This is a genomic window from Herbaspirillum sp. GW821-FHT09A12 (assembly GCF_059418325.1).
Genome location: NZ_JBWKPR010000002.1, coordinates 25,440 through 51,317, shown reverse-complemented (window position 1 = coordinate 51,317; position 25,878 = coordinate 25,440). Strand labels below are relative to the sequence as shown.

Genomic DNA, 25,878 nt, shown 5'->3' with positions numbered 1-25,878 from the left:
TATGCCAGAACGTAATAAGATCCAAGCCTTTTTTTCCTCTTCGTCACTGCCGGAAGAGCTCAAGCCAACTGAGGGTATTCTGATATATCCGTCCACAGACAATTGGAACGATTTTGGTCATCATACATATTTTGAATTTGAAGTATTGGGAGAGAAGCCGTTTGGCCCAAAGAAATTTAGCCTTGCCTTTTTAGATACAAAGACAAGTGAGCACGAAGCTACCTTTCTTCGCGATCTAATAAAGAAAGAAAGTGGCGTATTCGTACCTGCATTTAAGCTACCGCAGTTCTTTTCTATGCAGCTTGGGATGGACCCTTACCGCCTACTCGTCACAGAGCAAGGTGTGGAATTTGCGGAAGATATCTTACTAGCGCTAAATGACATGGTCGCAGTGCGCCGCGTGCAGCCAGTGCCAGGCTGGGTACAACTCGCTAAGAAGAAGGAAGCGTTTTCACATTCAATGATGCGCGAGTCCGACAGCTTTTTTTCCTACTACAATGCAAAATCTATCCTCGCAGGCCTCCATGCCGAGGATCTTCATGCTAGTCCAGCAGAACTAAAATTAAAATTTCAATTGACCGGCTTTTCAAATAATCACGAGTTTTCTTTTAAATTCGACACGAAAAAGCTCATACCTAAAAGAATGGCCGTGTTGATAGGCAAAAACGGGGTGGGAAAAAGCCAGGCATTGAATCGTCTGGTGCGATCAGCTTTGGATGCCAGCGACTCTTTTACCGATCAGGAAAACGGCCGTCCTAAACTAAGTAGGATCATTGCAGTATGTACTCCCGGAGAGACTGAAGCCACTTTTCCGCAGGTCCCACTCGAATCTTCTCGCCAGAACTATCTTCGCCTATCAGCAGCACCGGGAGAAAAAAGCGACACCACCGACGGACAAACTCTTCCTGAGGTCATTTTGCAGCTGGCGCGTACCCATATTGGCATTGGAAGCCAAGCGCGCTGGGACATCTTTCAAACGGCTATCTCTCAGGTCATGCCCTATGAGGAGTTGTGCGTCGTTCCGAAGTCGTACTTGCAAGATGAGGAGGCTGAGCAGCCGTTATCACAAGTAATTTATATCGATCAGTTGCGAAGAGGTGGTGGAGAGCAAAGGCGCCTAGACTCGGCAAGAAATCTTGATCTCAGTGGGCAGCTAGTGCGCAGAATTGCCACCCAATACGTCCCATTAAGTAGCGGCCAGTTATCCTTTGTGCGACTAGCGGCGCAACTTTGCTTGCATATTGAAAATGGTTCGCTCCTATTGATCGACGAGCCCGAAACGCATCTGCATCCAAATTTGGTGTCGGATCTAGTAGCGATAATCAACCGAATACTTGAGCTCTCTGGGTCAATTGCAATCATTGCAACCCACTCGGCCTATTTTGTTAAAGAAGTCCCGACAAGCCAAGTTCATGTTCTGCAGGAAGAGAACGGGAGGATAGAAATAATTCAGCCCCGTCTCAAGACGTTTGGTGCCGATGTAGGTGCAATCTCAAATTTCGTATTTGGTGACGATACTGCCAGCCGGCTTGTTGAAGTATTGGCCTTGCGAGTGAAGAAGAATAAGCAAAGCGACTGGCGCACGGAACTGCGATCGGAGCTATCAACGGAAGCAGAAATGTATGTTGCTCGACGCTTGAACGAGCTAGAGCAAGAGCCGGGTGGAGACGATGAATGAAATACATTGCTCCATTGGACCATGACGATCAAAACACGCTGAATCTGATTTCTCAAAACAATCGCGTCGATAGCTACCCTGCTCTTCAAGAAAGACTCGCAGACGTATTAAATGGTTACATTCAATACACAGAGGCACGAGGGGATGCGTGGCGGATGCAAGGCCCATTGACTACGTTGTCCGCAGAACTTGCTGCAGGTCTAAGAAAGCACTATACAACTCAGCCAAACGATCTGGCTGTCATCAATGACATCCGAGATAAAGTATCTCCTCTCGTTTGCCCCATGTGTGGCAGCTCAAAACCATCGCAGGTGGATCACGTCGCTCCGAAAGAGACCTATCCGGAGTATTCTTTCTTTACACGTAATCTCGTTCCCGCTTGCGATTGCAATGGATTTAAAAAGCTCACCTTCAAAGGGGCGGCGCGAGGAGCACGGGTCCTACATCCCTATTACGATGTTATCTTGCGCGAGCCTCTTGTCTACATCCAGTTCAGCGGAGATCTAGACGCACCTGACATAGAAATTAAAATATTTGCAACTCATTCCGGCGATCTCGCCGTTAATTTTCACGTCGATGAGATTTTAAAGAAAACGCGTGTACTTGAATGGGTAACCGCAAAATGGGCTGCTATTCGACGCACCCCTGAGAATGTTTTTCCAATATTGCAATTCACTCCTGGCGTTGTCGATGACGTTGTTGTGCGTACTGCAATCCGAATGCATGCTACGGCTAAGAATGCTGAATTGGGAACCCCCAACAATTGGGATTCGATGGTCTACGAGGGGGTATTGCTGTCGGACGACGTAATTCGATATATCGTTGAACGCGTCAACGGGCTTCGCGGCGGTCAAATTATTCCGGACTAATTTATCAATTCAACGTAAAGCTTTCGTACTACGGAATAAAAATAGCACTAGCGCGCCTTACCATTAGACACGAGCCATTGATATGCGCTGTCGATATCCAATCTTAAGCTAGCAAATGACTTTTTGAGCAAATTTTCTGGCAGGGCCCAATCCCACTTTTCTTGTGCAAGATTAAGGGTGTGCGATAAAACAGATTCCGCGGTCGGCGTTGGTGCCGTAGAGAGTTCAGCCAGGAGCTGCGGAATCTTATCCAGCGTCTCTTTGGTACCATGAAGCTCAATTGCAGGACCACAAAGCGCAGGTGTTAGCCCATAGCGACGCAACATCGCACCAATGACCTCGTTAGCGCCATCTCCAAGCCACGTAAATAGCAAAGCCGTCGATCCGCCTGACATTACAATTTTCTGTGTGTTCAACTCAAATCGACGGTAGGTTTGCCGGCCCTGTTCTAACAATCGAGATGCAGTCTGGTCCAAATATCGGATCGGTTCGTCACCAGCATATAGTTCACGCATCTTCTTTCTCACTTGATTGTGAACTCGCCCACCGGTCGATTCAAATGAAGGAGCAACACCTGTCATATGTTTCACGACATGAATTGTCTTTGCCTCTTCGTCTATTGCTTCAATGCGCCACGTCCGAGCGGCAAATAAAATGAAGTCACCAATACTGACCGAGGTGGATACGGGCAAAGATCCTAATGTTTGGCTGCCGGAGATAATGCGAAACTCTTCTTCCGTCGCAAAGGCAGCATAGAACGTGTAGTGATTCGCAAGTAATTCTCCTTTTTTTCCGTGCAAGAGAAGTCCCGAACTATCCTGTTGAATCAATTCATTCTGCCCCAGATGTCGTAGCAGTTCGATGAAGTCTGTCTTGCTAACACCATTAAATGGTCCGCAATCGCACAGCTCTTTATGTGCCTGGCCCGCAGTCACGCCGCCATGCTGAGAGATCAGGGATAAGATCTGTTGCACCAGGGTTGACATGTGCAGTCCATTGGATTGAGGCGGTTCAAACCAGTGATCAAGCAACAGGCTGACCATTGCAGCCATCTCAAACAGGCTTTCACGCAACTGCACCATCACATGCGATCTTGCGTTGATTTCGCTCTCAATGGCATATCCACGCAGGATCGCTGGCTCACCTTTCCTGCGGCCGGATCTCCCAAGTCGTTGTCTCAAGCTTGCCACAGAAGGTGGTGGCCCGATTTGAGCAATGCTTTTTACCGCACCAATATCAATACCCAATTCCAAGGTGTTTGTGCAGATTGCGGTCGTAAATCTATCTTTTGCTTTTAATGCACGCTCCGTCTCTTCACGTATTTCTCGTGAAAGACTGCCATGGTGTGGCCAAAATTCATTTTGAATTTTCTCGGCTTCACACAGTTTCCTCAGGGCGTAGGTATAGTTTTCGACTTTCGCCCGGGAATTCGGAAATACAAGGTTATTAGAGCCTCGTAGGACTCTGAACAGGTGCTGAACAATTGATGCTTCACTGGGACTGGGCAACGATACGGTTTCCCCCTCGGTATCGCTGGACACGGCCGGCTCGATATACCCCTTAATCATCACCTGCAATTCCCCGCCACTCGATGCAGAATGAATAATCTCGACCGCAGCACCGCCGGAAGGCCTCAAAAAGTCTGCTGCCAACCCCATATCGCCCAAGGTAGCGGATAAACCAATACGAGGGGCTTTGTGCCCAATGGCATTATCGATACGTTGCATCAAGGATTGAAGCTGCTTACCGCGCTCAGACCCGATAAATGCATGCAATTCGTCGATGACAAAATACTTCAGGCCCGTAAAGAGCTCACGCACCCTGAATCCCTTGTTACAAAGAATCGCCTCAAGAGATTCTGGCGTAATTAGCAAAACCCCTTCCGGTCTCTTCAAAAAGCGATTTTTCGACGACGACGTGATGTCGCCATGCCAAGGAAAAACAGGTATTTCCAAGATTTCACACAAACGCGTGAGCCGATCAAATTGGTCATTAATCAGCGCTTTCAGCGGACTGATGTAGACAGTAAGACCACAGCTCTTCTCATCGCGCAGCATCTCGGTCAACACGGGAAAGAAAGCCGCCTCTGTTTTCCCGGACGCAGTTGTCGCAGCAATAATGACATCTTGCTTTCCGTCCAAGATCGCAGGAATGGCGCGCTCCTGAGCATCTCGCAGTTCAGTCCATCCCTCGCCCCAAATCCAACGCTGTATCAGGGTATCTAATAACGAAAATGAGGATGAAGTTTCTTCTTTGCTCATTGCTATAGGCGGAAAGAAGCCAATTCATCATCAGATTCGATCTCTGCATCGGCGTGCCCGCCTTGATCTGGCGCCACATCCAAGACGCCAAGCAAATCGCGCCAATCTGAGCCAGGATTTTGTTCCAAGACAGCGAGTAAATTAATGAACGCAGTAATCGTCGTCCTTGGTGTTCTGAAATAGGTGTCCCCGATCCGCTTCGAACAATGCTCCATAAAGGGAGCAACGGCCTCATTGGGCAGCAGAAACTTGGCAGGATCGCCAAAGGCATAGACATCCCGTAACTTCACAAGCAAGACATAAAAGTCCTCTGGGGTGAGGCTCGAAAGACGGACGACTGGGCCACTGTAGTCCACTAGGCCTGCTTTAGCGAACGTATTTTCAGCTAGGCGACTTTGTAGCGCCGGATAGCTGTAAAGGCCACGACGCGTATCCATCAGGAATTCTGGCGTACCGCCCATGATGAATCCAAGGCCCACTGCATTACCCTGCAGCGAATCATTCAAGATACGCAGAATTTGCTCATAGTTCGCGTTGCGAGCTTGGGTATTGGCCAATTTATAGAGGTTGACTAGCTCATCCAGGCACACCAAGAATCCTGCGTAGCCAGCCAGCCGGACAAATCGTGCAAACAGCTTAAGTTGATCGTAGAACGAGGCATCATCCACAATCGTGCGCACGCCGAGTGCCTGGCGAGCGTCTGTTTTGGTGGTGAATTCCCCTCTAAGCCACTTAATGGCATCCGCCTTCAGCGCCTCATTTCCTTCTTCGAACCCACGATAATAGGCAGCAATCACATCTGCAAAGTCAAAGCCATTCACCATTTCGGTCAATTGCTCCAATTTTTCACGAATAACGGCCTCCGTCGACTTGCCTGCAGCGATCGCCTCGGTCTTTGCTGTGGCAATAAAACGCTCGACGATACCGGTCATAGCCCCACCTTCAGGCTTAGTTCGCGTCGAGATGTTGCGCATCAATTCGGCATAAAGGGACCGTGCCTGCCCGCCGGTAGCGTGCAAGCGGCGATCCGGATTCAAATCAGCATTTGCCGTAATGAGCTTCTTTTCCATTGCAACAGCACGAATCAAATTCAGAAAGAAGGTCTTTCCTGCACCGTACTCACCAATCACAAAACGAATAGAGGAACCGCCATCGGCAACACGATCCATATCTCGGACCAATGTTTCGAGCTCATTTTTTCGCCCCACCTGGATAAGATGCTGCCCCGTACGCGGCACCACACCTGCGCGTAGCGACTGAATAATCGCATCACGGTCTTTAGGTCGAATTGTTGCTGTCATTGCATCACCTTCTCATTAAGCTCTGGATTGACTTCAATGGGGTCATCGCCTTCGGCAAAAGGAACGTCATACATATCGAGCGCGGCCTCATTCACGCGCTCGAGCGCACCATCAAGCATCAAATCCAAATCTAACGCCAAATTGTTCAATTCGTCGCGCGCCCACGTTGCTCTAGACATCAACAACCGCGCGAACGCCGAATGCGCCTCGTCGAGCCCCAAAAGCGCCGCATCTGCAGGTGCCTCTTCATCACTGATTGCTTCTGACACCACAGGCGCAACAACAGGATCGTCTTCTACAAAAATATTGGATAGCAGTGCGGCCACATGAGCAGAATCCTGTTGAAGCGCCGCAATGCGGGCAGAATCAAGTTTGAAGTTGGCATCAGCTTCACTCGTTTTCTTTTCGCTTCCCGATTCAGACGTGACCGCCTGATGCACATCGCTATACACCCGTTTCGGGTCTACATCCAACAGCTTATAAACCTTCTCCAGGAACTTGATCTCATCTGCGGAAACATGGCCATCCGCTTGCACCAATGATGCGGCGAAAGAAGCAATTACCACCTTTGCAGGTGAATCCAACGGCTCGATCTTCTTTTTAAGGGTAGCAAGCGGAACTGGTGCTGCCATTAACAGCCGTACCCGGGCCTTAAGTCGAAGCCGGCTTGATGTCGTTAAGTGCTGCCACTTATCAATACTTGCATTGAGGTGCTGTAACTCAGCGTCGGAAAAATCCCCATCTGCGGAAGCCACACCTGCTGCTAGTTCCAATGTGACTAGCGCCGACTTATAGGCTGCGCTATCGCGCGACTCAATTGTCGTTGGGTCGCAGTAAAAGAGAATTAATTTTTCATCCGACTTTGGAATTTTGGCGCCGGCCAACACATCTGGCTCCATGCAAATGCATTCGGCTTCCAATGCTCGCGCCAGCGCCACAAGTCGCTCCCGATTAGGTGCTTCGACACTCTTGAAGATTTGGGTCAGTTCAGACAATGTCAGCATCTGTACGTCAGCCATGACCCGCTCTTTGAGCGTGCCTAACGCATTGCGCATTAAATCTGACCACAGCGCCACGGGAAGCAAGATGGCAGCCTCCAGTGACTCTCTTTTATCAGGGCTGCGCCCCAAGAAGCGACTGTAGGCATCCAAATCAGCTGCGCAATCATCGACAATTGCCTGCAACTTCTTTGGCGGCCCTGTGAGCGCTGCGACATCCGGAATGTCGCCAAACCGCAGATCGAGGCTGTCCACATAACTACGCAAACCAGCAGATGCCGGGGTGTAGCTTAGTTTGAGCTTGGTGCGATTGACCGATAACTTCATTCCCTCGCTATATTTCTTCCGATACTTTAGCTCAAAGAGCTTCCTGAACTCCTCATTGCAGCGAATGATGGGTGTTCGTTTTGAGATAGTAGGCTCATGTTCTACCCAAGCAAGCGCCAAGTGCGCAGGCACACCGACTCCATCAACTGCTGCTTGTCCAAGTGCCAGGCGCAAGAGATACGGCACCTGATAGGTATGCTCCAAAGCAGGTAAAGGCTGCAGATAGAGCTTTTCTTTTATGCCGGATAGCTTAATAAACTGCAGCAACTGATGCGCATAACTATTGAAAGAGTTCGGTTCATTCCCATAGATGTCAATCAGCCTCCTGACCTCGAAAGCGATCTCGTCCCTATCGGCAGCTGCCTCGGCATCATATTGTGCGTCATAAATTGCGCGACGCTCCAGCCCATAAAAATAGAGGAAGACATATCCAATATCCGCCTTGGGGTGCTTTTTCCCATCGGCGAGCCACCGTAAATAAGCGCGTCGAGCCTCCGCAGAGATATCTGTATAGCTTGGCCAATAACTCATCAGCCGCTCAGTAAAATCGCCTTTATTTCGCGAGACATTTTTGGCGGGATCAATGAGCGCCGGCTCAGTTCTTGCGGAATGCGCGCTCAGGCCAGACCCCACATAAATCATTCCTTCAGAGATTCTGATGCCAGCAACATCAATAGACTCTCTCTTCGAGAGCCATCTCGCCGGCATTTTCAAGCTCTCCGGAGGTGATGGAATCGGATATGACTTTGGACTTTCCAGGCGGGTGGCCACGGTCAGCTTAGATGGTTGATGCCTAAACACAGGCGGCTGAGGAATGACTGGCTTAGCCTGTTCTTGCTCCTTTTTGGCGTTTGTCGTTTTACCTCGCACAAGCCAGTAGGCAAACCACAAAATACCAATCAACATCCATACACCAGCTGGCGCATCCCCCAGCAAAGCAACGATCGCCATGGCAGCAAAAATAATGGCCCCCAAAATTGGAAATCCTTTTTGGCTCTCCATTTACCCCTCTCTTTTTAATATTTCTTTTCCGCAAGCAAAACAATTAAGTTGCGCGAGGCTATTTTAGTTAATTTTTAAGAACTGGGACTGGCTTCTCGCAATCCGCAGAATCTGCGCTCACCTTCAACCATCTTCAAAAGAACTGTGCGTGCCGTTTCCGCCGCTCGAGCATGCTGAGCAAATGCTTATCGCAGCATCAGAAAGGCTACATACAGCACTCACGACGCAACTGCTCATGAGAACTTCTATACCGTCGATACCGATCAGAGCATCGTATGTGATCCCAGTTGGGTATGCGTGAGCGCAACATCGCTCGCTTTCACATTAGCGCCCGAAGTCCTTTCTCAGCTCATGGCAGACGCTCCCAAAAATCAACGATAATGCTTGTGGGCACTATGACAGATCGGTGTCGCTCTTCTTGCAAGGCTTGCTAGTAAGTTCAAATATTGAGATGGAAGCTAGGAGTAAATACGGTGGGGTAACACGACCTTATTTCAGCTTGAGTATTGGAGATCTTGAATCTATTTTTGACCAAGCTCAGAACAATCCAGAACTGGATGAGTCTTTTGTCAATGCGCTAAAGAATATCGGTATTGATTCTTCGGCGATTTAAAAAGTCTTTGGCCTCGGCAGTTCCTATAGTTCCGTTGGCTCCGGCGCCGAACCTGCAATTACGGCGCTGGCGGCAATACCGATGAGTGATGGCTGGTAATCAGCCATTGCCGACCGTCCCAGCGATACGTATAGGTATAGCGCGCATGCACATCGACCGACCTGGCTTTGAGTGCGAACGTATAGAGGCCTGCATCCACGGCAGTATTGCAACCGATATAGATGCGGCGCATGTCGATTGCGCCGACCGGTTTATTCTGCAGGAAGTGTTCGAAGTAATCGATGCGCTCGGCCGTTGTCAGCCTCGGCTTGCTGGATACCGTCGACAGCAGGATGGCATCGTCCGCATAGTTGGCCGCCACCGCTTTGGGATCGTTGGTTTGCAGCGAAGCGTTCCAGCGGTCAAACAAGGCCGCGATTTCCTTCTCGTCCGTCTTGTGACAGGCAGCCTCGCCAACGGGCTGCTCGGCGCCGCGCATTGATGCGCATCCCGACAAGAGCAGCAGCGCCGCCCCTGAAACGCAAAAAAACTTGTTCATCTCCCCTCCCGGAAAGCCAATGGATTGTTGGAATTTTCTTTGGCACATACGCCCCCGCATGAAGGCGTCGGCCAATTATGCCATTGCGGCGATGCCCCTCAATTGCCCAAAGAGATGCGACTTCCCCTGCCAGATCCGGGCCGCCGGGGCCCAAATCGACACGCATTTGCCGCCCGGAAACAAAAGGAGTATTCTTTTCCGAAAGCAATAAATATGATGATGGAGATAAAAATGCGTCAGTTCTTGATTGTGGCCGCCTGTGCAGCGGCAATCAGCGGTTGCGGCAGATCGCCGGCGGAGCAATTGGCTTATGACCATGCCGAAGCGCAATACCAGATCAATCGCGAAAACGCCGCCCGCTACCGGCAATCCGTAGAGGATGCTGCGGATGAAGAACTTAAGTCCAAGGCCGCCCCCTCGCGCCCAAGAAGCTGAACCGATCGCTTAACCTGCAAAGAAAAACGCCGCTACGAAGTCATTCGTAGCGGCGTTTCCCATGGCGTCCTCGTGATATCCGGTTAGCCTTCTTTTTTTGGCCGGCGCGCGCCGCATCCGTCCGGCATCAGGCATCGGCAAGATGATCCCGCCGGATGGCATCGAGGTTGGTCACGCCCAAGAGCCCCATGTCGCGCCTGATCTCGTCATGGATCAATTTCAATGCGTGGCTGACCCCGGCCTCGCCGCCCACGGTGGCCGCGTAGTTGAAGGGCCGACCGATCCAGGCGGCCTTGGCGCCCAGCGCCAGCGCCTTCAGGACATCGGTGCCGCGCCGCACGCCGCTGTCGATCATGACCGGCATGTTGCCGGCGGCCTCGACCATCTGCGGCAGCACCAGCAACGGCGCCACGCTGCCGTCCAGCTGGCGCCCGCCGTGGTTGGACACGATCACCGCGTCCGCCCCCATCTCCCTGGCGCGCCTGGCGTCGGCCGGGTTGAGGATGCCCTTGATCACCAGCGGCCCTTTCCATTTCCTGCGCACATCGGCAGCATGCGTCCAGTTCAGGTGGCCGCGGTCGGAGAAATCGCGCAGCACATTGGACGACATGATGGGCGCGCCGCGCGTGGCGTAGTTGTTTTCGAAATGCGGCATGCCGTGCCGCAGCAGCGTTTTGATGAAGGTGCCGCACAGCCAACGCGGATGCGACACGCCTTGCCACGCCAGCGACAGGCTGGGACGCAGCGGCGTCGAGAAGCCGGCGCGAATATTGTTCTCGCGATTGGCCGCGACCGGGGTATCGACCGTCAGCACCAGGGTTTCCACGCCGGCGGCGGCAACGCGCGCGATCAGCGCATCGATCTGGGCCTGCTGCCCGGGCAGGTAAGCCTGGAACCAGGTGCCCGGGGCCGCGTCCATGACCTCTTCCAGCCGGATCAGCGAGGAGCCGCTCATGATGCACGGGGCGCCGGCCTTGCGCGCCGCCACCGCCATGGCGACATCGCCGCGGTAACTGGTGATCGCCGCCAGCCCCATCGGCGCGATGCCGGCCGGGCAAGCGTAACGCTGGCCCAGCAGCGTCACCGAGGTATCGACCTGGGAGACATCGACCAGCACATCCGGCCGGAAGGCATAGCGGCGGAAGGCGCCGCGGTTGGCGTTGACGGACTGCTCGTCTTCGACCGCGCCCGAGACATAGGCATACAGCGGAACGGGAAGCCGCTCTTTGGCGGCCTGCTCGAAATCATGCAGCGACAGGAAACGCTTCATCGATCTGCTCAACATGTGCTCCGTCAGGATGGCGTTTACGGCGGGTAAATGGTTAAAGACCGAACGATTAAAGGCCAAAGGGCTTGAGCACCTTGTCGAGCCATACCTGTTCGACCTTGCCGTTGGCGATCTCGGCCTTGATCGCCTCTTCGTTGGCGGCGGTCTGGCGGGCGGCGCCGATCAACGCGGCGGCCTCGGCCTGCGGGAAACTGACAATGCCGTCTTCATCGCCCACGATCAGGTCGCCGGGGCCAATCACCTGGCCGTCGATGGACACCGGCACATTGATCTGCCCCGGGCCGTTCTTGTACGGGCCGCGATGGCTGACAGCGCGCGCGTAGCAAGGGAAGTCGGCCGCGTAGAAAGCCGCCGTGTCGCGCACCGCGGCATCGATCACGAAGCCGGCGCAACCGCGTTGCTGCGCGTACAGCATGATCAGCTCGCCGACCAGCGCGTTGCTGGCCTCGCCGCCGCCATCGACGACCAGCACATGGCCCGGCTGCATCATCGTCAGCGCCTTGTAGATCAGCAGGTTGTCGCCCGGCCGCGTCTTCAGCGTGAAGGCCGTGCCGACCAGTTTCTTAGAGCGATGGATACGCTGCAGGCTAGTCACGCCGGACAGGCGCTGCAGGTTATCGCTCAGGTGCGAGACCACGATGCCGCGCAGGGCATCGACGACGCCGGCCTCGGCCATGGCCGGTGCGGGATTGATGATGAAAGATGGATTGCTCATGCTGGGCCTCAGGTTGGGAATCGGGAGAAATGCGTGGCGCTCATGCCTCGACCGGTTCGGCAATCGTCAACAGCACCACGAAACTGGCCAGCGAGCCGATCGCCATGAAAGCGAACACGTAGTCCCAGCCATAGCTGTCGAGCAGCATCCCGGTCGCCAGCGGGGCGATGGCGCCGCCGATCTGGCCGCCCATGTTGACCACCGAGCTGGCGATCGGGAAAGTCTTCTTGTCGGCCACGCCCATCGGGTAAGCCATGTAGGCGGAAAAACCGAAACTCAGCAGCACGCCGGTGGCAAACAGCAGCAAGCCATACCCCACCGGATCGGCCGGCGAATTGATCAGCGCATACATCATGCCGGCCGTGGCCAATGCCGAGAGCATCATGCCGGGCTTGCGGCGCTTGGCCAGCAGGCGGTCCGATACCAGGCCGCCCAGCAGGTTGCCGATCACCGCCCCCACCCAGGGCGCGGCGGCGACGAAGCCCATGTTCATGACCGAGAACTTCTTCACGCTCAGCAGGTAAGTCGGGATCCAGGCCAGCAGCACATTGGAAATACCGAGCTGGAAGCAGTAGCCCAGCGCGCAGCCCAGCACATTCCACGAGCGGAACACGCTCTTGCTGTCGGTCAGCGGCGCCAGCTTGCGCGCGCGCACGAACTTGTCCAGCCAGGCAGGCGCGCTTTGACGGGCAACCGCCGCGGCCCCCGCAACGCTCGACTGCTGCGCCGCGCTCGCCGCGCCGGTGATGTAATCCAGTTCCGCCGCCGACACATGCTTGCTCTGCGACGGATGGTTGGTGACCAGGAAGAACCAGATGATGGAGAAGATGATGCCGGGCACGGCGAAGAAGATGAAAATCTCGCGCCAGCCCCACATGGCGATGATGGCCGCGCAGATCGGCGGCACGATCACCGGGCCGAACTTCACCGCCGACAGGAAGATGCCGCTGGCGGTGCCCTTTTCATGCGGCGGAAACCAGTTGTTGATGGTGGCGGCGATCCCCACCGGCAGGGGGCCTTCGGCCAGGCCCAGGGCGAAGCGGTAGATCTTCAGGCCGAGGATCGAGGTGGTGGTGCCGATCATGCCGGTAAACACCGAGGTCAGGATCATCGCGCCCGAGAAGATGCGGCGCACGCCGAAGCGGCTGGTGGCGAAACCGGACGGCAACTGCGCCAGGGCGTAAGCGAACAGGAACAGGCTCAGCAAGGCGCCCGCCTCGGTGTTGCTCATCGCGAATTCCTTGCGGATGAAAGGCAGCGCCACGCCGATGTTGGCGCGGTCGGCCGCGGCGATCGTATAGATCAGGAAAATCATTGCGGCCACGACCCAGCGAAAACGGGTCGGCCTTGCAGGCGTCGAGGCAGTGGATGCGGCGGCATCGGCCAGGGGTTGGTTCATCCGGTATCTCCAAATGTGATTATCGTTGCCACACGCGGATGTGGCAGCTGTGGTGGGCGCGCGTCTTGTGATGGCCGCGATGGCTCTCGCGCGTCTTTGGGCGCATTCTAAATAGGATATTTTTGCCAGTAAAATGACAAATATGACGATAAAATAGTCACAAAAAGACTATTATGCGCATCCATCCCTCAGCCCGACCTTCCCTCCCCCATGTTTTCACAAGCCATCGAGACCTTCCTCGCCATCATCCGCAGCGGCAGCCTGAGCGCCGCCGCCGAAGAACTCAGCCTGACCCAGACCACGGTCAGCAAGCGCATCAAGGCGCTGGAAGATGAACTCGGCATGCAACTGATCGAGCGCGGAAAAGGCATGCGGCAAGTGAAACTCACGCCCAGCGGCGAAGAGTTCGCGACACTGGCCGAGCAATGGAACCTGATCTCGCGCGAAGCCAAAATCCTCGGTTCGCAGGGGCCGCGGCTGTCGTTGACCATCGGCGCGGTGGACAGCCTGAACGTGTTCGTGCTGCCGCGCCTGTACCGCGCGCTGCATGCCGAGCATCCATCGATGAAGCTGGAAATCCGCACGCTGCACTCCGACGAGATGTACGAAAAGATTGACCAGCGACAACTGGACCTGGCCTTCACCCTGCGCGAGCGCAGCCTGGCCAACGTCGCGGCGGAAGTGTTTTTCTCCTCGCCCATGGTGGTTTTGAGCCTGGGCGGCAAGGCCGCGAGGAAAGGCCAGACGGTGCGCCCGCAGGACTTGTCGGCGGATCACGAACTGTTCGTTCCCTGGGGCCGCCGTTTCGATGCCTGGCACGACCAGTGGTGGGATCCCCTGACGCCATCGCGCATCAAGCTCGATAGCGGGCACCTGATCCTTTCCATGCTGCACCATCCCAGCCAGTGGGCCATCGTCCCCTTGTGGCTGGCGCGCGCCGCGCTAGACAAGGGCCCGTACATGATCCGCGAACTGAGCGCCCCGCCGCCTCCGTATATCTGCTACCGGCTCACGCACAAGCAGCCGACCACCGGCACCAGCCGCTCCATCGCCATCGTCGACACGCTGTGCCGCCAGATCTTCGGCGAGCAGATGGCGCAGCCGTACCTGGGCGACGAGCCCGTTGCACAAGACGACGCCTAATATGGATATGCCCGCTTGATATGCCCGCTTGATATGCCCTTGAGGCAATCCGGCAACACCGGAGAGCATAGAGGCAGGGCAAACATAAAAAATCCCATCGAATCTGCTTTTTGTACCGGGACTCCCCTCCTGCCATCCCATATTCTTGCTTCTCAAGACACAAAGGCACGGCAGCCATCGCAAGGCTGCCGGCGACAATAAAAACGACGGAGATGAAGTTGGACAGGAAACGCCATCCCGGCGGGCTTCCACACATCAATCCTCCCTGCGCCCCCTGCTTCGCCCAACGGCGAGGGAGTAGTCTTGAGCCCCGAAAAGATCACGAACCAGATAAAAAGAGGAAATTGAATGGAGGCAACTCAATTAAAACAGCCGAAGGCCGAGAACCCCTGGCTGATTGTCGTACTGCTTGCGCTCGGCTTGATGATCTCCTTTGTCGATCGCACCAGCCTGTCGTCGGCGCTGGCGGAAAAGGGCTTCGTGGCGGAATTCGGCTTGACCAGCATCGAACGCGGCTGGCTCAACTCGGCCTTCTTCTGGTCTTACGGACTGATGCAGATGCCGATGGGCTGGGTGGTGGACCGCTACGGCGTCAAATGGCCCTATACGATCTGCTTCACGCTGTGGTGCCTGGCGGCGGCCGCGACCGGGCTGGTGACCACGCTCTCCGCCCTGATCCTGATGCGCCTGCTGATCGGCGTGGCCGAGGCCGTGGTGGTGCCGGCGACCTACCGTTACCTGGCCAACAATTTCGATGAACACCACAAAGGCACCGCGCTGGGCATCTTCTCCATCGGCGGCAAGATGGGGCCGGCACTGGGCGCGCCCATCGCCGCCTGGATGATCGTCACCTATTCCTGGCAGTTGATGTTCATCGCCACCGGCCTGGTCGGGCTGCTGTGGCTGGCGCCCTGGCTGCTCAATCTGCGCAACGACTATCCCTCGCGGGAACAGCTGGCGGCGCGGGTGCGCAGCGCCTCTTCGGTGCCGCTGCGCAACCTGTTGTCCAGCCCGGTGGTCTGGGGCGGCCTGGTCAACAATTTCTGCTACGCCTACTTCACCTTCTATTGCATGACCTGGATGCCGGCCTACCTGGTCGAGCAGCGCGGCCTGTCGCTGACGCGTTCCGGGCTGTACACCTTCTTCAGCTTCGCCGGCATCGCCATCGTGGCGGCCGTCGCCGGCTGGGCCGCCGACCGCATGATCGCCCGCGGCAAGGATGCGGTGCGGGTGCGCAAGGGCTTCATCGTGACCGGTTTCATCGGCGGCACCACCGTGCTCCTGGGCGCCTATGCGCCATCGCTGGAAATGGCGCTGTTCTGGAACGTGACCTCGCTCTCGCTCTTGGGCCTGGTCACCGCCAACAACCTGGCGCTGTGCAAGCTGACGCTGATCCCGCGCCAGGCCGTGGGCTTGAATACCGGCTTGCAACAGGTTGCCACCAGCCTGGCTGGCGGCGTGTCGGCAAGCCTGTCGGGCTGGCTGTTGCATGTGGGCGGCGACTACGAGTTTCCGATGCTGGCGATTTTCGCTTTCCTGCTGCTGGGCGCGACCAGCACCGTGGTGCTGATGCAGCGCAAATGGGCGCCCAAGGTGAACCAGTTGGCCGATGAGCATCCCCCGCAACAGGCCGATGCCGCAGCCGGTGTGCATGGCGCAGCGCAGGCCGGATCGGGAGCCAAGTGAACGGGAACGCAATCGCACACCATTGGTACCGCACTGTAGCGCGCTTCCCGTCCAGAACCGGCCATCCATGAAGAACCCGTTGCTTGAGTTTTTGTCGTTCCGATATTTTTTCCTGAGCCGCATGTCGGCCACGATGTCGATCCAGATGCTGATGGTGATCGTGGCCTGGCAAATGTACGACATCACGCATAGCGCCTACGACCTGGGCCTGGTCGGCCTGGCGCAGTTCATCCCGGCGCTGGCGCTGTGCCTGGTGACGGGCCAGGCGGCGGACCGCTACGACCGCCGCCTGATCCTGATGGCGTGCCTGCTGGGGCAGTTCGCCGTCGCCCTGCTGCTGATCGCAGGCACGCTGGGCGGCTGGCTGGGGCGCGAGGTATTGCTGTTGGCCTCGGTTGGCCTGGGCGTGGCCAAAGCCTTCCAGATGCCGACCCAGCAGGCGCTGCTGCCCACGCTGTTGCCGCTGCCGGTCCTGCCGCGGGCGCTGGCGATCAATGCGGCCGGCACGCAGTTCGCCACCATCGTGGGGCCGGCGGTGGGCGGCTTCATCTACGTCGCGGGTGCCGCGGTAGTGTACGGAGTATGCGCGGCGATGTGCCTGTTCGCGGCGGCGATGGTGTCCCTGGTGCGTTACGCGCGCGCACCGGCGGCACGCGCACCGGTGACCTTGCATAGCCTGTTCGCCGGCATCGGCTTCATCTGGCGGCGCAAGGAAGTGCTGGGGGCGATTTCGCTCGACCTGTTCGCCGTGCTGTTCGGCGGCGCTACCGCCCTGCTGCCGATCTTTGCGCGCGACGTGCTGCATACCGGTTCATGGGGCCTGGGCTTGCTGCGTTCGGCGTCGGCCATCGGCGCGCTGCTGGTGTCGCTCTATCTGGCGCGTTATCCGATCCGGCGCCGGGTCGGCCAGATCATGTTCGGCGCGGTAGCCATGTACGGCTTGGCCACGCTGGTGTTCGCGCTGTCGAGCTCGTTCCTGCTGTCGCTGGCGGCGCTGATGTTGAGCGGCGCATTCGACATGGTCAGCGTGGTGGTGCGGCAGTCGCTGGTCCAGCTTGAGACGCCCGATGACATGCGGGGACGGGTCAGCGCCGTCAACTCGATCTTCATCGGGGCGTCGAACCAGTTGGGCGAGTTCGAGTCGGGCGTTACCGCCGGCTGGCTGGGAGCGGTGCCGTCGGTGGTGCTCGGCGGCGCCAGCACCCTGCTGATCGTGGCCTTGTGGATGAAGCTGTTCCCCGCCCTGGCCAGGCGGGAAAAACTGACCGCATCCTGAATCGCCATTCTTTGTCCTATCGTGCAGAGCGTGCCATGAACTAACGAATTCAATCCCGGATGCATGCGGTACGACCATCCGGGAACCTGAAGCCCCAGCGGCAAGCCGCTGAACATCCGCCGACGGCGCGATCCGGGACCGTGAGAAATCCGGACGGCCGCGGCGGGACCACTATTCACCAAAAACCACCAATCAGTCCGAATGCCGCCAGGCATCCGGCGGGAGACAACTCATGCCAAAAATTGCCGCTAGCTGTGCCCTGTTCGCCATTTGCACGCCCCTCATGCAGACGGCCCAAGCCCAATCCGGCATCACCATCTACGGCGCCATCGATGGCGGCGTACGTTACCTGACCAATGCCAATGCCGCCGGCGGCAGCAAGATCTACATGGGATCGAACGGCTGGAACAGTTCCAACCGCATCGACATCGCCGGCAGCGAAGACCTGGGCGGCGGCATGGAAGCGCACTTCGTCCTGGAGAACGGCTTCAACCTCGCCACCGGCGCGCTGGACAATGCCAACAGCGCGCTGTTCAACCGCCAGTCGATCGTCGGCCTCAAGAGCCAGTACGGCACCCTCGACATGGGCCGCCAGTACACGATTTCGCACGACCTGCTGTTCGACTACGATCCGTTCGCCTTCAACTACACGTCGCTGATCCCATTGACGCTGGCCTCCAGCGGCACCCGCTTTTCCAACGACCTCAAGTACATCGGGAAATTCGGCTCGCTCAAACTGATCGTGGAAAACGCCTTCGGCGAGAACGCCGGCAACTACAACAATGGCTCGGCGCGCGGCATCGGCCTGCAGTATTACGCCGGCGACCTGACCTTCGGCGGCTCCTACAATCGCCGCAGCGTGCTGGTCGGCGCCACTTATCGCAATGAGGATTACTACCTGGCCGGCGCCGCGTACAAGTTTGGCAAGTTCGGCATCTCGGGCGGCTACATGATCGACACCATCGACATGAAAGGCAGCGCGCCGGATACCGTCACGCGCAACCTTTTCGCCGGCGGCAGCTACGCCATCAGCGCCCAGTTGAAGTTTACCGGCGGCTTTTACCGCACCACCGTCTCGCCCGACAAGGCCTCGCGCCGCGACATGACCATCGTCGGCCTGGATTATTTCCTCTCCAAGCGCACCAAGCTCTACGTCGAGACCGACTACACCCGCTACCGCTCGGCCGTGGTATCCACGCTCAACACCGTCGGGGCCGGGCATCAGACCGCATTCACGGTCGGCATCAACCACAAGTTCTGACAGGCAGGGCTTGCCGCGGATCGGTCTGGAATGAGAGAAAAATCCGGGGCAAGCTTAAAAAAGACACTAAAATCTGAATGCCCAACGATCGGCAAGGCGCTGTCGGACAGCGCCTTGCTGTCGTTACATGCACGCAAAAGTTACGTAACGTATTCAACGGACATTCACCAGGCCGATACCATGAGCGACCACTTCGAGATTTTCCTGCGTCTGCTCATCGCCATGCTGATCGGCTGCGCCATCGGCGTCGACCACAACCTGCGCGGCAAGCCCAGCGGCATCAAGACGCTTGGCCTGGTGGCGCTGGGTTCGGCGCTGGCGACCATGGCCAGCATGAACTTCGCACTGACTGCCGACGGCTATAGCCACGACGCGGCCAGCCGCGCGATCCAGGGCGTGATCACCGGTATCGGTTTCCTCGGCGCCGGCGTGATCATTCATGAAAAGGCCACCGAGAAAGTACGCGGCCTGACCACGGCGGCGTCGATCTGGGTCACGGCGGCGGTGGGCATCGTATGCGGCATCGGCTGGTGGAAAGTGGCGCTGATGACCACCGCGCTGATCCTGGTGCTGTTTACCGTCGGACGCAAAATCGAAAATGCCCTCCACCATCGCTGGATGAAGAAAAGCGACCGCGAGCGCGCCGATATCGGTTTGCGCGACGAAGACTGACGGCGACAGACTGACGACTACCGAAAACCACCGTGATCAAAACCCTGCTGCTCTACCTTTTCACCGCCCTGGCCGAAATCGTCGGCTGCTACCTCCCTTACCTGTGGCTCAAGCAAGACCGTTCCGCCTGGCTGCTGCTGCCGGCCGCCGCCAGCCTGGCCTTGTTCGCCTGGCTGCTGACCTTGCACGATGCGGCCTCCGGACGCGTGTATGCCGCCTATGGCGGCATGTACATCGCGGTAGCGATCGCCTGGCTGTGGCTGGTGGACGGTGTCCGCCCTTCAGCCTGGGACGTGGCCGGCGTCGCCGTGGCGCTGGCAGGGATGGGGATCATTGCATTCCAGCCCCGCTGATCCAGGCGCCCCCTTCACTCACCATTTGCCTTTCCGGCAAGCAAGCGCGCACGCAAGCCGCCCTCGCCCGGCCCAAAACCATTCAACGCACCGCACCATTTGCGCGCAGCATGCACTGCAATACATCACGCGATGATATATATCCATCATCGCCGGTGTTCCCGCGCGCCGTCCTGCGCTCCTCTCTCCACTCTGTAAAGCCGCATCCGGCGCTGCTTTGCGGCCGATTTACGTCGCTGGCACGGGCTTTGCATTAGCTTGCTCGGGATCAAAGGCGATCCCACCAATTTCTGATGCCGGTCTAACGATGGATCTGCAACGCACAAGGACAATGGCGTCCGCTTGACCCGAGGCAATGTGCCCGGGCTTAAGCGGGCGCCATTTTGCTTTTAGGGACCAAACATGAGCAAAGCAAACCGTATCGCGTTGTTTTCACTGGGCACGCCCCAGATGCGCGCCTTCCATCTGACCTGGATGGCCTTCTTCGTCTGCTTTTTCGCCTGGTTCGCCTGCGCGCCGCTGATGCCGCTGATCAAGGGCGAGTTCAACCTCAGCGCCGGCCAGATCGCCAACATCAACATCGCCGCCGTGGCCGTGACCATCCTGGTGCGCCTGGTGATCGGCCCGATGTGCGACCGCTTCGGGCCGCGCAAGGCCTACACCGGCCTGCTGCTGGCGGGCGCGGTGCCGGTCATCGGCGTGGCCTTCGCGCAGAGCTATGAGAGCTTCCTGTTCTTCCGCCTGCTGATCGGCGCGGTGGGCGCCAGCTTCGTGATCACGCAGTACCACACCTCGGTGATGTTCGCTCCCAATGTGGTGGGCACCGCCAACGCGGCCACCGCCGGCTGGGGCAATGCCGGCGGCGGCGTGGCGCAGGCCGTGATGCCGCTGCTGGCGGCGGCGCTGCTGATGCTGGGCGTGTCGCACGGCTGGGGCTGGCGCGTGGCGCTGCTGGTGCCGGGCGTGCTCATGCTGATCATGGCCGCGCTCTACTGGCGCTACACCCAGGATTGCCCGGAAGGCAATTTCGATGCATTGCGCGCCGCCGGCGTCAACCTCGAAAGCGGCAAAAAAGGCGGCTGGGCCAGCTTCCGTACCGCCGCCGGCAACTACCGCGTGTGGATGCTGTTCATCACCTACGGCGCCTGCTTCGGCGTGGAAATCTTCATCCACAACATCGCCGCCATCTATTACGTCGAGCATTTCCAGCTATCGCTGGAAGCGGCCGGCATGGCGGCCGCCAGCTTCGGCCTGCTGGCGCTGTTCGCGCGCGCCCTGGGCGGTTTCATCTCCGACAAGGCGGCCGCCGCCGGCGGCCTGAACCGCCGCGCCACGCTGCTGTTCGCGTTGATGCTGGGCGAAGGCCTGGGCCTGCTGTGGTTCGCCCATGCTGGCAGCGTGGCCGGCGCGGTGGCCGCCATGCTGTGCTTCGGCCTGTTCACCCACATGGCCTGCGGCGCCACCTACGCGCTGGTGCCCTTCATCGACCGCCGCGCCCTGGGCGGGGTGGCCGGCATCATCGGCGCCGGCGGCAACGTCGGGGCGGTGGCGGCCGGTTTCCTGATGAAAGGCATCGGCAACACGCAACAGACGCTGTCGATGCTGGGCGTGCTGGTCACCATCGCGGCTCTGTGCGCGGTGGCGGTGCGCTTCACGACATCGGACAAGAACGACGAACCGGTACTGGTCGACAACCAGGTCGCCGCCTGAGGAGCAAGCCAACATGAGCATGAACATCATCGTCATCGGCCACGGCATGGTCGGCCACAAGTTCCTGGAATGCCTGGCCGAGAGCGGCGTGCCCAATCTCAAGGTCACCATCCTGTGCGAAGAGCCGCGCCCGGCCTACGACCGCGTGCATCTGTCCGAATTCTTCGCCGGCAAGAGCGCCGACGACCTGTCGCTGGTGGCGCCGGGCTTCTTCGACGCCGGCAAGAGCCCGGTGCAGTTCGACCTCAGGCTCAACGCCAAGGCCCAGCGCATCGACTGCGTGGCCAAGACGGTGCTGGTCAATATCGACGGCGTGGAACAGACGCTGGCCTACGACAAGCTGATCCTGGCGACGGGCTCCTACCCTTTTGTGCCGACGGTGGCCGGTAACCAGCGCCGCGATTGCTTCGTCTACCGCACCATCGAAGACCTGGAAGCGATGCTCGAATGCGGCACGCGCGCCAAGAGCGGCGTGGTCATCGGCGGCGGCCTGCTGGGACTGGAATGCGCCAAGGCGCTGCGCGACATGAAGCTGGACACCCATGTGGTCGAATTCGCGCCGCGCCTGATGGCGGTGCAGGTCGACGACAGCGGCGGCCGCATCCTGCGTCAGAAAATCGCCGAGCTGGGCGTGACCGCGCATACGCAAAAGAACACCGTGGAGATCGTGGACGGCAAGGCCCACACCCATCGCATGAACTTCGAAGACGGCTCGCACCTGGAAACCGACATGATCGTGTTCTCCGCCGGCATCCGTCCGCGCGACGAACTGGCGCGCGATTGCGGGCTCTCGGTGGGCGAGCGCGGCGGCGTGGTGATCGACAACAGCTGCCTGAGCTCGGATCCGAGCGTCTACGCCATCGGCGAATGCGCGCTATGGAACGGCCGCATCTTCGGCCTGGTGGCGCCCGGCTACGACATGGCCCGCATCGCCGCCAGGCACCTGCTGTCGCATCTGGACGATGTGGATGGCACGGCGGCCGAACTGCCGCAGTTCACCGGCGCCGACATGAGCACCAAACTGAAACTGATGGGCGTGGACGTGGCCAGCATCGGCGACGCCCACGGCAAGGAAGCCGGCAGCCGCTCCTTCCAGTTCACCGACGAGCGCCGCCAGATCTACAAGAAGATCGTGGTCTCCGAATCCGGCAAGCACCTGCTGGGCGCGGTGATGGTGGGCGACGCCGCCGAGTACGGCACGCTGCTGCAGATGATGTTGAACAAGATCGAGCTGCCGGAATCGCCGGAATTCCTGATCCTGCCGCAATCGGACGGCAAGGCCAAACCGGGCCTGGGCGTGGACGCGCTGCCCGAGTCGGCGCAGATCTGCTCCTGCAACAACGTCTCCAAGGGCCAGTTGTGCGCGGCAGTCGCCGCGGGCGCCGTCACCATCGGCGAACTGAAGGCCTGCACCAAGGCCGGCGCCACCTGCGGCGGCTGCGTGCCGCTGGTGACGCAGGTGATGAAGGCCGAGATGAAGAAGCAAGGCCTGGCCGTCAACAACCATGTCTGCGAACACTTCCCCTACTCGCGCCAGGAGATCTACCACCTGGTGCGCGTGGGCCAGATCCGGAGCTTCGACGCCCTGCTGGAAAAGCATGGCAAGGGTCTGGGCTGCGATATCTGCAAGCCGCTTGCCGCCAGCGTGCTGGCATCGGTCTGGAACGAGTTCGTGCTGAAGAAGGAGCATGCCAGCCTGCAGGACTCCAACGACTACTTCCTCGGCAACATCCAGAAGGACGGCACCTACTCGGTGGTGCCGCGCATGGCCGGCGGCGAAGTGACGCCGGACGGCCTGATCGCGGTCGGCCAGATCGCCAAGAAGTATGGCCTGTACACCAAGATCACCGGCGGCCAGCGGGTCGACCTGTTCGGCGCGCGCGTGGATCAGTTGCCCGACATCTGGGAAGAGCTGATCGCCGCCGGCTTCGAGACCGGCCATGCCTACGGCAAGTCGCTGCGCACGGTGAAGTCCTGCGTGGGCTCGACCTGGTGCCGCTATGGCGTGGGCGACAGCGTCGGCTTCGCGGTGCGCCTGGAGAACCGCTACAAGGGCCTGCGTTCGCCGCACAAGATCAAGTTCGGCGTCTCCGGCTGCACCCGCGAATGCGCCGAGGCGCAGGGCAAGGACGTCGGCATCATCGCCACCGAAAAAGGCTGGAACCTGTACGTATGCGGCAACGGCGGCATGAAGCCGCGCCATGCCGAACTGATCGCCTCCGACCTGGATGAGGAAACCCTGGTGCGCTACGTCGACCGTTTCCTGATGTTCTACGTGCGCACCGCCGACCGCCTGCAACGCACCAGCACCTGGCGCGAGAACCTGGAAGGCGGCATCGATTACCTCAAGAGCGTGGTCATCGACGACAAGCTTGGCATCGCCGCCGAGCTGGAAGCCGAGATGCAGCATGTGGTCGACACCTACGAATGCGAATGGAAGAAGGCCGTGACGGACCCGGAAACCCGCAAGCGCTTCCGCCACTTCGTCAACAGCAAAGCGGCCGACGGCAATATCCGGTTCGTCGAGGAACGCGGCCAGATCCGCCCGGCCACGATGGCGGAAAAGAAGCTGCTGGACATTCCGGTGGTGGCGGAAATTGCCTGATCTGATGAAACGGTAACCACGCCTTCGATACGCGCCTGCGCCGCTACTCAGTCCGAACGGTTTCCGTGCATTGAGATCCGTTCGGGCTGAGTAGCCGCAGCGCGGCGTATCGAAGACGCACCAACGCAAACAAGGAGCAGAAAATGCACAGCGACCAACAAATCAAGCACTGGATCCCGGTCTGCGACCTCGCGGACATCGTGCCCAACACCGGCGTCTGCGCCCTCATCGACGACGAGCAGGTGGCCGTGTTCCACGTGATCGACACCAGCGGCGGCGGCAAGGAAGCGCGCGTGTTCGCCATCGGCAACTACGACCCCAACGCGGAGGCGTCGGTGCTTTCGCGCGGCCTGGTCGGCAACCTGGGCGAGCGCATCGTGGTGGCCTCGCCGATCTACAAGCAGCACTTCGACCTGCAAACCGGCGAATGCCTGGAAGAGCCGGCCAATTCGGTCACCGCATGGCCGGCCCGCATCGAGGCCGGCCGCGTCTGGATCGGCGCCTGACATGGAGACTCCGGCCGACAAGGATGGCAAGCCGGCGCTGGTCGTCATCGGCAATGGCATGGCCGGCATGCGCACGGTCGAGGAGTTGCTCAAGCTGGCGCCGGAACTGTACGACATCACCGTGTTCGGCGCCGAGCCGCACGGCAACTACAACCGCATCATGCTCTCGCCGGTGCTGGCCGGCGACAAGAGCATCGATGACATCATGCTCAACACGCGCGAGTGGTATGCGCAGAACGGCATCACGCTGCACGCCGGCGACCCGGTCGAACACATCGACCGCCGCCGCCGCGTGGTGCGCGCCAGAAGCGGCGTCGAGGTACAGTACGACCGCCTGCTGCTGGCCACCGGTTCCACCCCGTTCATCATCCCGGTGCCGGGCCATGCACTGCCGGGCGTGATCGCCTTCCGCGACATCCAGGATGTCGATGCCATGCTGGAGGCGGCGCGCAAGCATCGCCACGCGGTGGTGATCGGCGGCGGCCTGCTGGGGCTGGAGGCCGCCAACGGCCTGATGCGCCAGGGCATGGAGGTGACCGTGGTGCATGTCACCGATACGCTGATGAACCAGCAACTGGACAAGCCGGCCGCCGAGCTGCTGAAGAAGGCGCTGGAGGCCCGCGGCCTGCGCTTCCTGCTCAATGCCAATACCGCCGAAATCGTCGGCCCGGATCGGGTGAGCGCGGTGCGCTTCAAGGACGGCAGCGAGATCCCGGCCGACCTGGTGGTGATGACCGCCGGCGTGCGCCCCAATATCGCTCTGGCCAAAGCGGCCGGCCTGCATTGCGAGCGCGCGATCATCGTCGACGATACGCTGCAGACCTACGATCCGCGCATCTACGCCGTGGGCGAATGCGTGCAGCATCGCCAGGCCACCTTCGGCCTGGTGGCGCCGATCTGGGATCAGGCGCGCGTGGCCGGCGCGCACCTGGCCGGCGCCGGCCATCGCCGTTACGTGCAGCAAGCCACCGCCACCAAGCTCAAAGTGACCGGCGTGGACCTGTATTCCGCCGGCGACTTCATCGGCGCCGAAGACACCGAAGACCTGGTAGTACGCGACCCGCGGCGCGGCGTCTACAAGCGCCTGGTGCTGCGCGGCAACCGGCTGGTGGGCGCGGTGCTGTACGGCGACGTCAAGGACGGCCCGTGGTATTTCGAGCTGATCCAGAGCGGGCGCGACATTTCCGCCTTCCGGCGCGAGCTGCCGTTCGGGCAGGCGATGTGCATGAAGGCAGCATAAGA

At 58.8% G+C, this 25,878-nt stretch carries 21 protein-coding genes; 14 read left to right on the top strand and 7 right to left on the bottom strand.

Features of this window, described 5'->3' with window-relative positions; genetic code table 11:
- Position 1 precedes the first annotated feature (1 nt).
- A complete protein-coding gene (locus tag AC07N6_RS05435) occupies positions 2-1,678 on the top strand; it encodes an ATP-dependent nuclease (protein WP_494779305.1) in 1,677 nt (558 codons plus the stop codon).
- Positions 1,675-2,547 carry a hypothetical protein gene (locus AC07N6_RS05430; protein ID WP_494779304.1) on the top strand — a complete coding sequence of 291 codons (873 nt, stop codon included), beginning with the start codon at positions 1,675-1,677 and terminating at the stop codon, positions 2,545-2,547. Before AC07N6_RS05435 ends, AC07N6_RS05430 begins: the two co-directional genes overlap by 4 nt.
- 47 nt (positions 2,548-2,594) lie before the next feature.
- On the opposite strand, the gene AC07N6_RS05425 is transcribed toward AC07N6_RS05430, so the two are convergent.
- From AC07N6_RS05425 to AC07N6_RS05415, 3 genes are read right to left on the bottom strand one after another with little or no spacing between them, the layout of a single operon-like run.
- Complete coding sequence (locus AC07N6_RS05425) at positions 2,595-4,808, bottom strand: DEAD/DEAH box helicase (protein WP_494779303.1); 2,214 nt, start codon at positions 4,806-4,808, stop codon at positions 2,595-2,597.
- A gap of 2 nt (positions 4,809-4,810) precedes the next feature.
- Complete coding sequence (locus tag AC07N6_RS05420; RefSeq protein WP_494779302.1) at positions 4,811-6,109, bottom strand: ATP-binding protein; 1,299 nt, start codon at positions 6,107-6,109, stop codon at positions 4,811-4,813.
- Complete coding sequence (locus AC07N6_RS05415; protein WP_494779301.1) at positions 6,106-8,436, bottom strand: tellurite resistance TerB family protein; 2,331 nt, start codon at positions 8,434-8,436, stop codon at positions 6,106-6,108. Before AC07N6_RS05415 ends, AC07N6_RS05420 begins: the two co-directional genes overlap by 4 nt.
- Before the next feature lie 406 nt (positions 8,437-8,842).
- Here AC07N6_RS05415 and AC07N6_RS05410 point away from each other — a divergent pair, with 406 nt between their 5' ends.
- Positions 8,843-9,049, top strand: a complete 207-nt coding sequence (locus AC07N6_RS05410) for a hypothetical protein (RefSeq protein WP_494779300.1) — start codon at positions 8,843-8,845, stop codon at positions 9,047-9,049.
- Between the two features lie 58 nt (positions 9,050-9,107).
- Here the strand turns inward: AC07N6_RS05410 and AC07N6_RS05405 are convergent, their stop codons facing one another.
- Positions 9,108-9,527, bottom strand: a complete 420-nt coding sequence (locus AC07N6_RS05405) for an SgcJ/EcaC family oxidoreductase (RefSeq protein WP_494780243.1) — start codon at positions 9,525-9,527, stop codon at positions 9,108-9,110.
- Between the two features lie 84 nt (positions 9,528-9,611).
- Between AC07N6_RS05405 and AC07N6_RS05400 the strand changes: the two genes are divergently transcribed.
- Positions 9,612-10,022 carry a hypothetical protein gene (locus AC07N6_RS05400; RefSeq protein WP_494779299.1) on the top strand — a complete coding sequence of 137 codons (411 nt, stop codon included), beginning with the start codon at positions 9,612-9,614 and terminating at the stop codon, positions 10,020-10,022.
- A gap of 127 nt (positions 10,023-10,149) precedes the next feature.
- Here the strand turns inward: AC07N6_RS05400 and AC07N6_RS05395 are convergent, their stop codons facing one another.
- Genes AC07N6_RS05395 through AC07N6_RS05385 form a run of 3 tightly spaced genes read right to left on the bottom strand, consistent with a single transcriptional unit; the run spans position 10,150 to position 13,424 of the window.
- Positions 10,150-11,307, bottom strand: coding sequence for an alpha-hydroxy acid oxidase (locus AC07N6_RS05395; protein WP_494779298.1), 1,158 nt, complete (start codon positions 11,305-11,307; stop codon positions 10,150-10,152).
- 52 nt (positions 11,308-11,359) lie between these two features.
- Positions 11,360-12,025 carry an RraA family protein gene (locus AC07N6_RS05390; RefSeq protein WP_494779297.1) on the bottom strand — a complete coding sequence of 222 codons (666 nt, stop codon included), beginning with the start codon at positions 12,023-12,025 and terminating at the stop codon, positions 11,360-11,362.
- A 40-nt stretch (positions 12,026-12,065) separates the two neighbouring features.
- Entirely contained in the window at positions 12,066-13,424 is a 1,359-nt protein-coding gene (locus AC07N6_RS05385; protein ID WP_494779296.1) for an MFS transporter, read from the bottom strand.
- A gap of 210 nt (positions 13,425-13,634) precedes the next feature.
- Here AC07N6_RS05385 and AC07N6_RS05380 point away from each other — a divergent pair, with 210 nt between their 5' ends.
- The 10 genes from AC07N6_RS05380 to AC07N6_RS05335 all read left to right on the top strand — a co-directional run bounded on the left by AC07N6_RS05380 (position 13,635) and on the right by AC07N6_RS05335 (position 25,876).
- Positions 13,635-14,567, top strand: coding sequence for a LysR family transcriptional regulator (locus tag AC07N6_RS05380; protein ID WP_494779295.1), 933 nt, complete (start codon positions 13,635-13,637; stop codon positions 14,565-14,567).
- Positions 14,568-14,915: 348 nt separating this feature from the next.
- Positions 14,916-16,253, top strand: a complete 1,338-nt coding sequence (locus AC07N6_RS05375) for an MFS transporter (protein ID WP_494779294.1) — start codon at positions 14,916-14,918, stop codon at positions 16,251-16,253.
- Between the two features lie 67 nt (positions 16,254-16,320).
- A complete protein-coding gene (locus AC07N6_RS05370) occupies positions 16,321-17,529 on the top strand; it encodes an MFS transporter (protein ID WP_494779293.1) in 1,209 nt (402 codons plus the stop codon).
- 232 nt (positions 17,530-17,761) lie between these two features.
- A complete protein-coding gene (locus AC07N6_RS05365; protein WP_494779292.1) occupies positions 17,762-18,790 on the top strand; it encodes a porin in 1,029 nt (342 codons plus the stop codon).
- A 180-nt stretch (positions 18,791-18,970) separates the two neighbouring features.
- Positions 18,971-19,462, top strand: a complete 492-nt coding sequence (locus tag AC07N6_RS05360) for an MgtC/SapB family protein (RefSeq protein WP_494779291.1) — start codon at positions 18,971-18,973, stop codon at positions 19,460-19,462.
- 35 nt (positions 19,463-19,497) lie between these two features.
- Positions 19,498-19,815: a YnfA family protein gene (locus AC07N6_RS05355; protein ID WP_494780242.1), complete on the top strand. Its 318-nt coding sequence runs from the start codon at positions 19,498-19,500 to the stop codon at positions 19,813-19,815.
- A gap of 402 nt (positions 19,816-20,217) precedes the next feature.
- Positions 20,218-21,525 carry an MFS transporter gene (locus AC07N6_RS05350; protein WP_494779290.1) on the top strand — a complete coding sequence of 436 codons (1,308 nt, stop codon included), beginning with the start codon at positions 20,218-20,220 and terminating at the stop codon, positions 21,523-21,525.
- A 19-nt stretch (positions 21,526-21,544) separates the two neighbouring features.
- Positions 21,545-24,130 carry a nitrite reductase large subunit NirB gene (nirB, locus tag AC07N6_RS05345; RefSeq protein WP_494780241.1) on the top strand — a complete coding sequence of 862 codons (2,586 nt, stop codon included), beginning with the start codon at positions 21,545-21,547 and terminating at the stop codon, positions 24,128-24,130.
- 143 nt (positions 24,131-24,273) lie between these two features.
- Entirely contained in the window at positions 24,274-24,636 is a 363-nt protein-coding gene (gene nirD / locus AC07N6_RS05340; RefSeq protein ID WP_494779289.1) for a nitrite reductase small subunit NirD, read from the top strand.
- Position 24,637: 1 nt separating this feature from the next.
- On the top strand, positions 24,638-25,876 hold the full coding sequence (locus AC07N6_RS05335; protein ID WP_494779288.1) for an NAD(P)/FAD-dependent oxidoreductase: 1,239 nt from the start codon (positions 24,638-24,640) through the stop codon (positions 25,874-25,876).
- Positions 25,877-25,878: the final 2 nt, after the last annotated feature.

Coding starts and splice junctions, on each gene's coding strand:
- AC07N6_RS05435 (WP_494779305.1), top strand. CDS start 2: ATGCCAGAACGTAATAAGATCCAAGCCTTTTTTTCCTCTTCGTCACTG.
- AC07N6_RS05425 (WP_494779303.1), bottom strand. CDS start 4,808: ATGAGCAAAGAAGAAACTTCATCCTCATTTTCGTTATTAGATACCCTG.
- AC07N6_RS05420 (WP_494779302.1), bottom strand. CDS start 6,109: ATGACAGCAACAATTCGACCTAAAGACCGTGATGCGATTATTCAGTCG.
- AC07N6_RS05375 (WP_494779294.1), top strand. CDS start 14,916: ATGGAGGCAACTCAATTAAAACAGCCGAAGGCCGAGAACCCCTGGCTG.
- AC07N6_RS05430 (WP_494779304.1), top strand. CDS start 1,675: ATGAAATACATTGCTCCATTGGACCATGACGATCAAAACACGCTGAAT.
- AC07N6_RS05370 (WP_494779293.1), top strand. CDS start 16,321: ATGAAGAACCCGTTGCTTGAGTTTTTGTCGTTCCGATATTTTTTCCTG.
- AC07N6_RS05415 (WP_494779301.1), bottom strand. CDS start 8,436: ATGGAGAGCCAAAAAGGATTTCCAATTTTGGGGGCCATTATTTTTGCT.
- AC07N6_RS05380 (WP_494779295.1), top strand. CDS start 13,635: ATGTTTTCACAAGCCATCGAGACCTTCCTCGCCATCATCCGCAGCGGC.
- AC07N6_RS05335 (WP_494779288.1), top strand. CDS start 24,638: ATGGAGACTCCGGCCGACAAGGATGGCAAGCCGGCGCTGGTCGTCATC.
- AC07N6_RS05350 (WP_494779290.1), top strand. CDS start 20,218: ATGAGCAAAGCAAACCGTATCGCGTTGTTTTCACTGGGCACGCCCCAG.
- nirD (WP_494779289.1), top strand. CDS start 24,274: ATGCACAGCGACCAACAAATCAAGCACTGGATCCCGGTCTGCGACCTC.
- AC07N6_RS05395 (WP_494779298.1), bottom strand. CDS start 11,307: ATGTTGAGCAGATCGATGAAGCGTTTCCTGTCGCTGCATGATTTCGAG.
- AC07N6_RS05405 (WP_494780243.1), bottom strand. CDS start 9,527: ATGCGCGGCGCCGAGCAGCCCGTTGGCGAGGCTGCCTGTCACAAGACG.
- AC07N6_RS05385 (WP_494779296.1), bottom strand. CDS start 13,424: ATGAACCAACCCCTGGCCGATGCCGCCGCATCCACTGCCTCGACGCCT.
- nirB (WP_494780241.1), top strand. CDS start 21,545: ATGAACATCATCGTCATCGGCCACGGCATGGTCGGCCACAAGTTCCTG.
- AC07N6_RS05390 (WP_494779297.1), bottom strand. CDS start 12,025: ATGAGCAATCCATCTTTCATCATCAATCCCGCACCGGCCATGGCCGAG.
- AC07N6_RS05365 (WP_494779292.1), top strand. CDS start 17,762: ATGCCAAAAATTGCCGCTAGCTGTGCCCTGTTCGCCATTTGCACGCCC.
- AC07N6_RS05360 (WP_494779291.1), top strand. CDS start 18,971: ATGAGCGACCACTTCGAGATTTTCCTGCGTCTGCTCATCGCCATGCTG.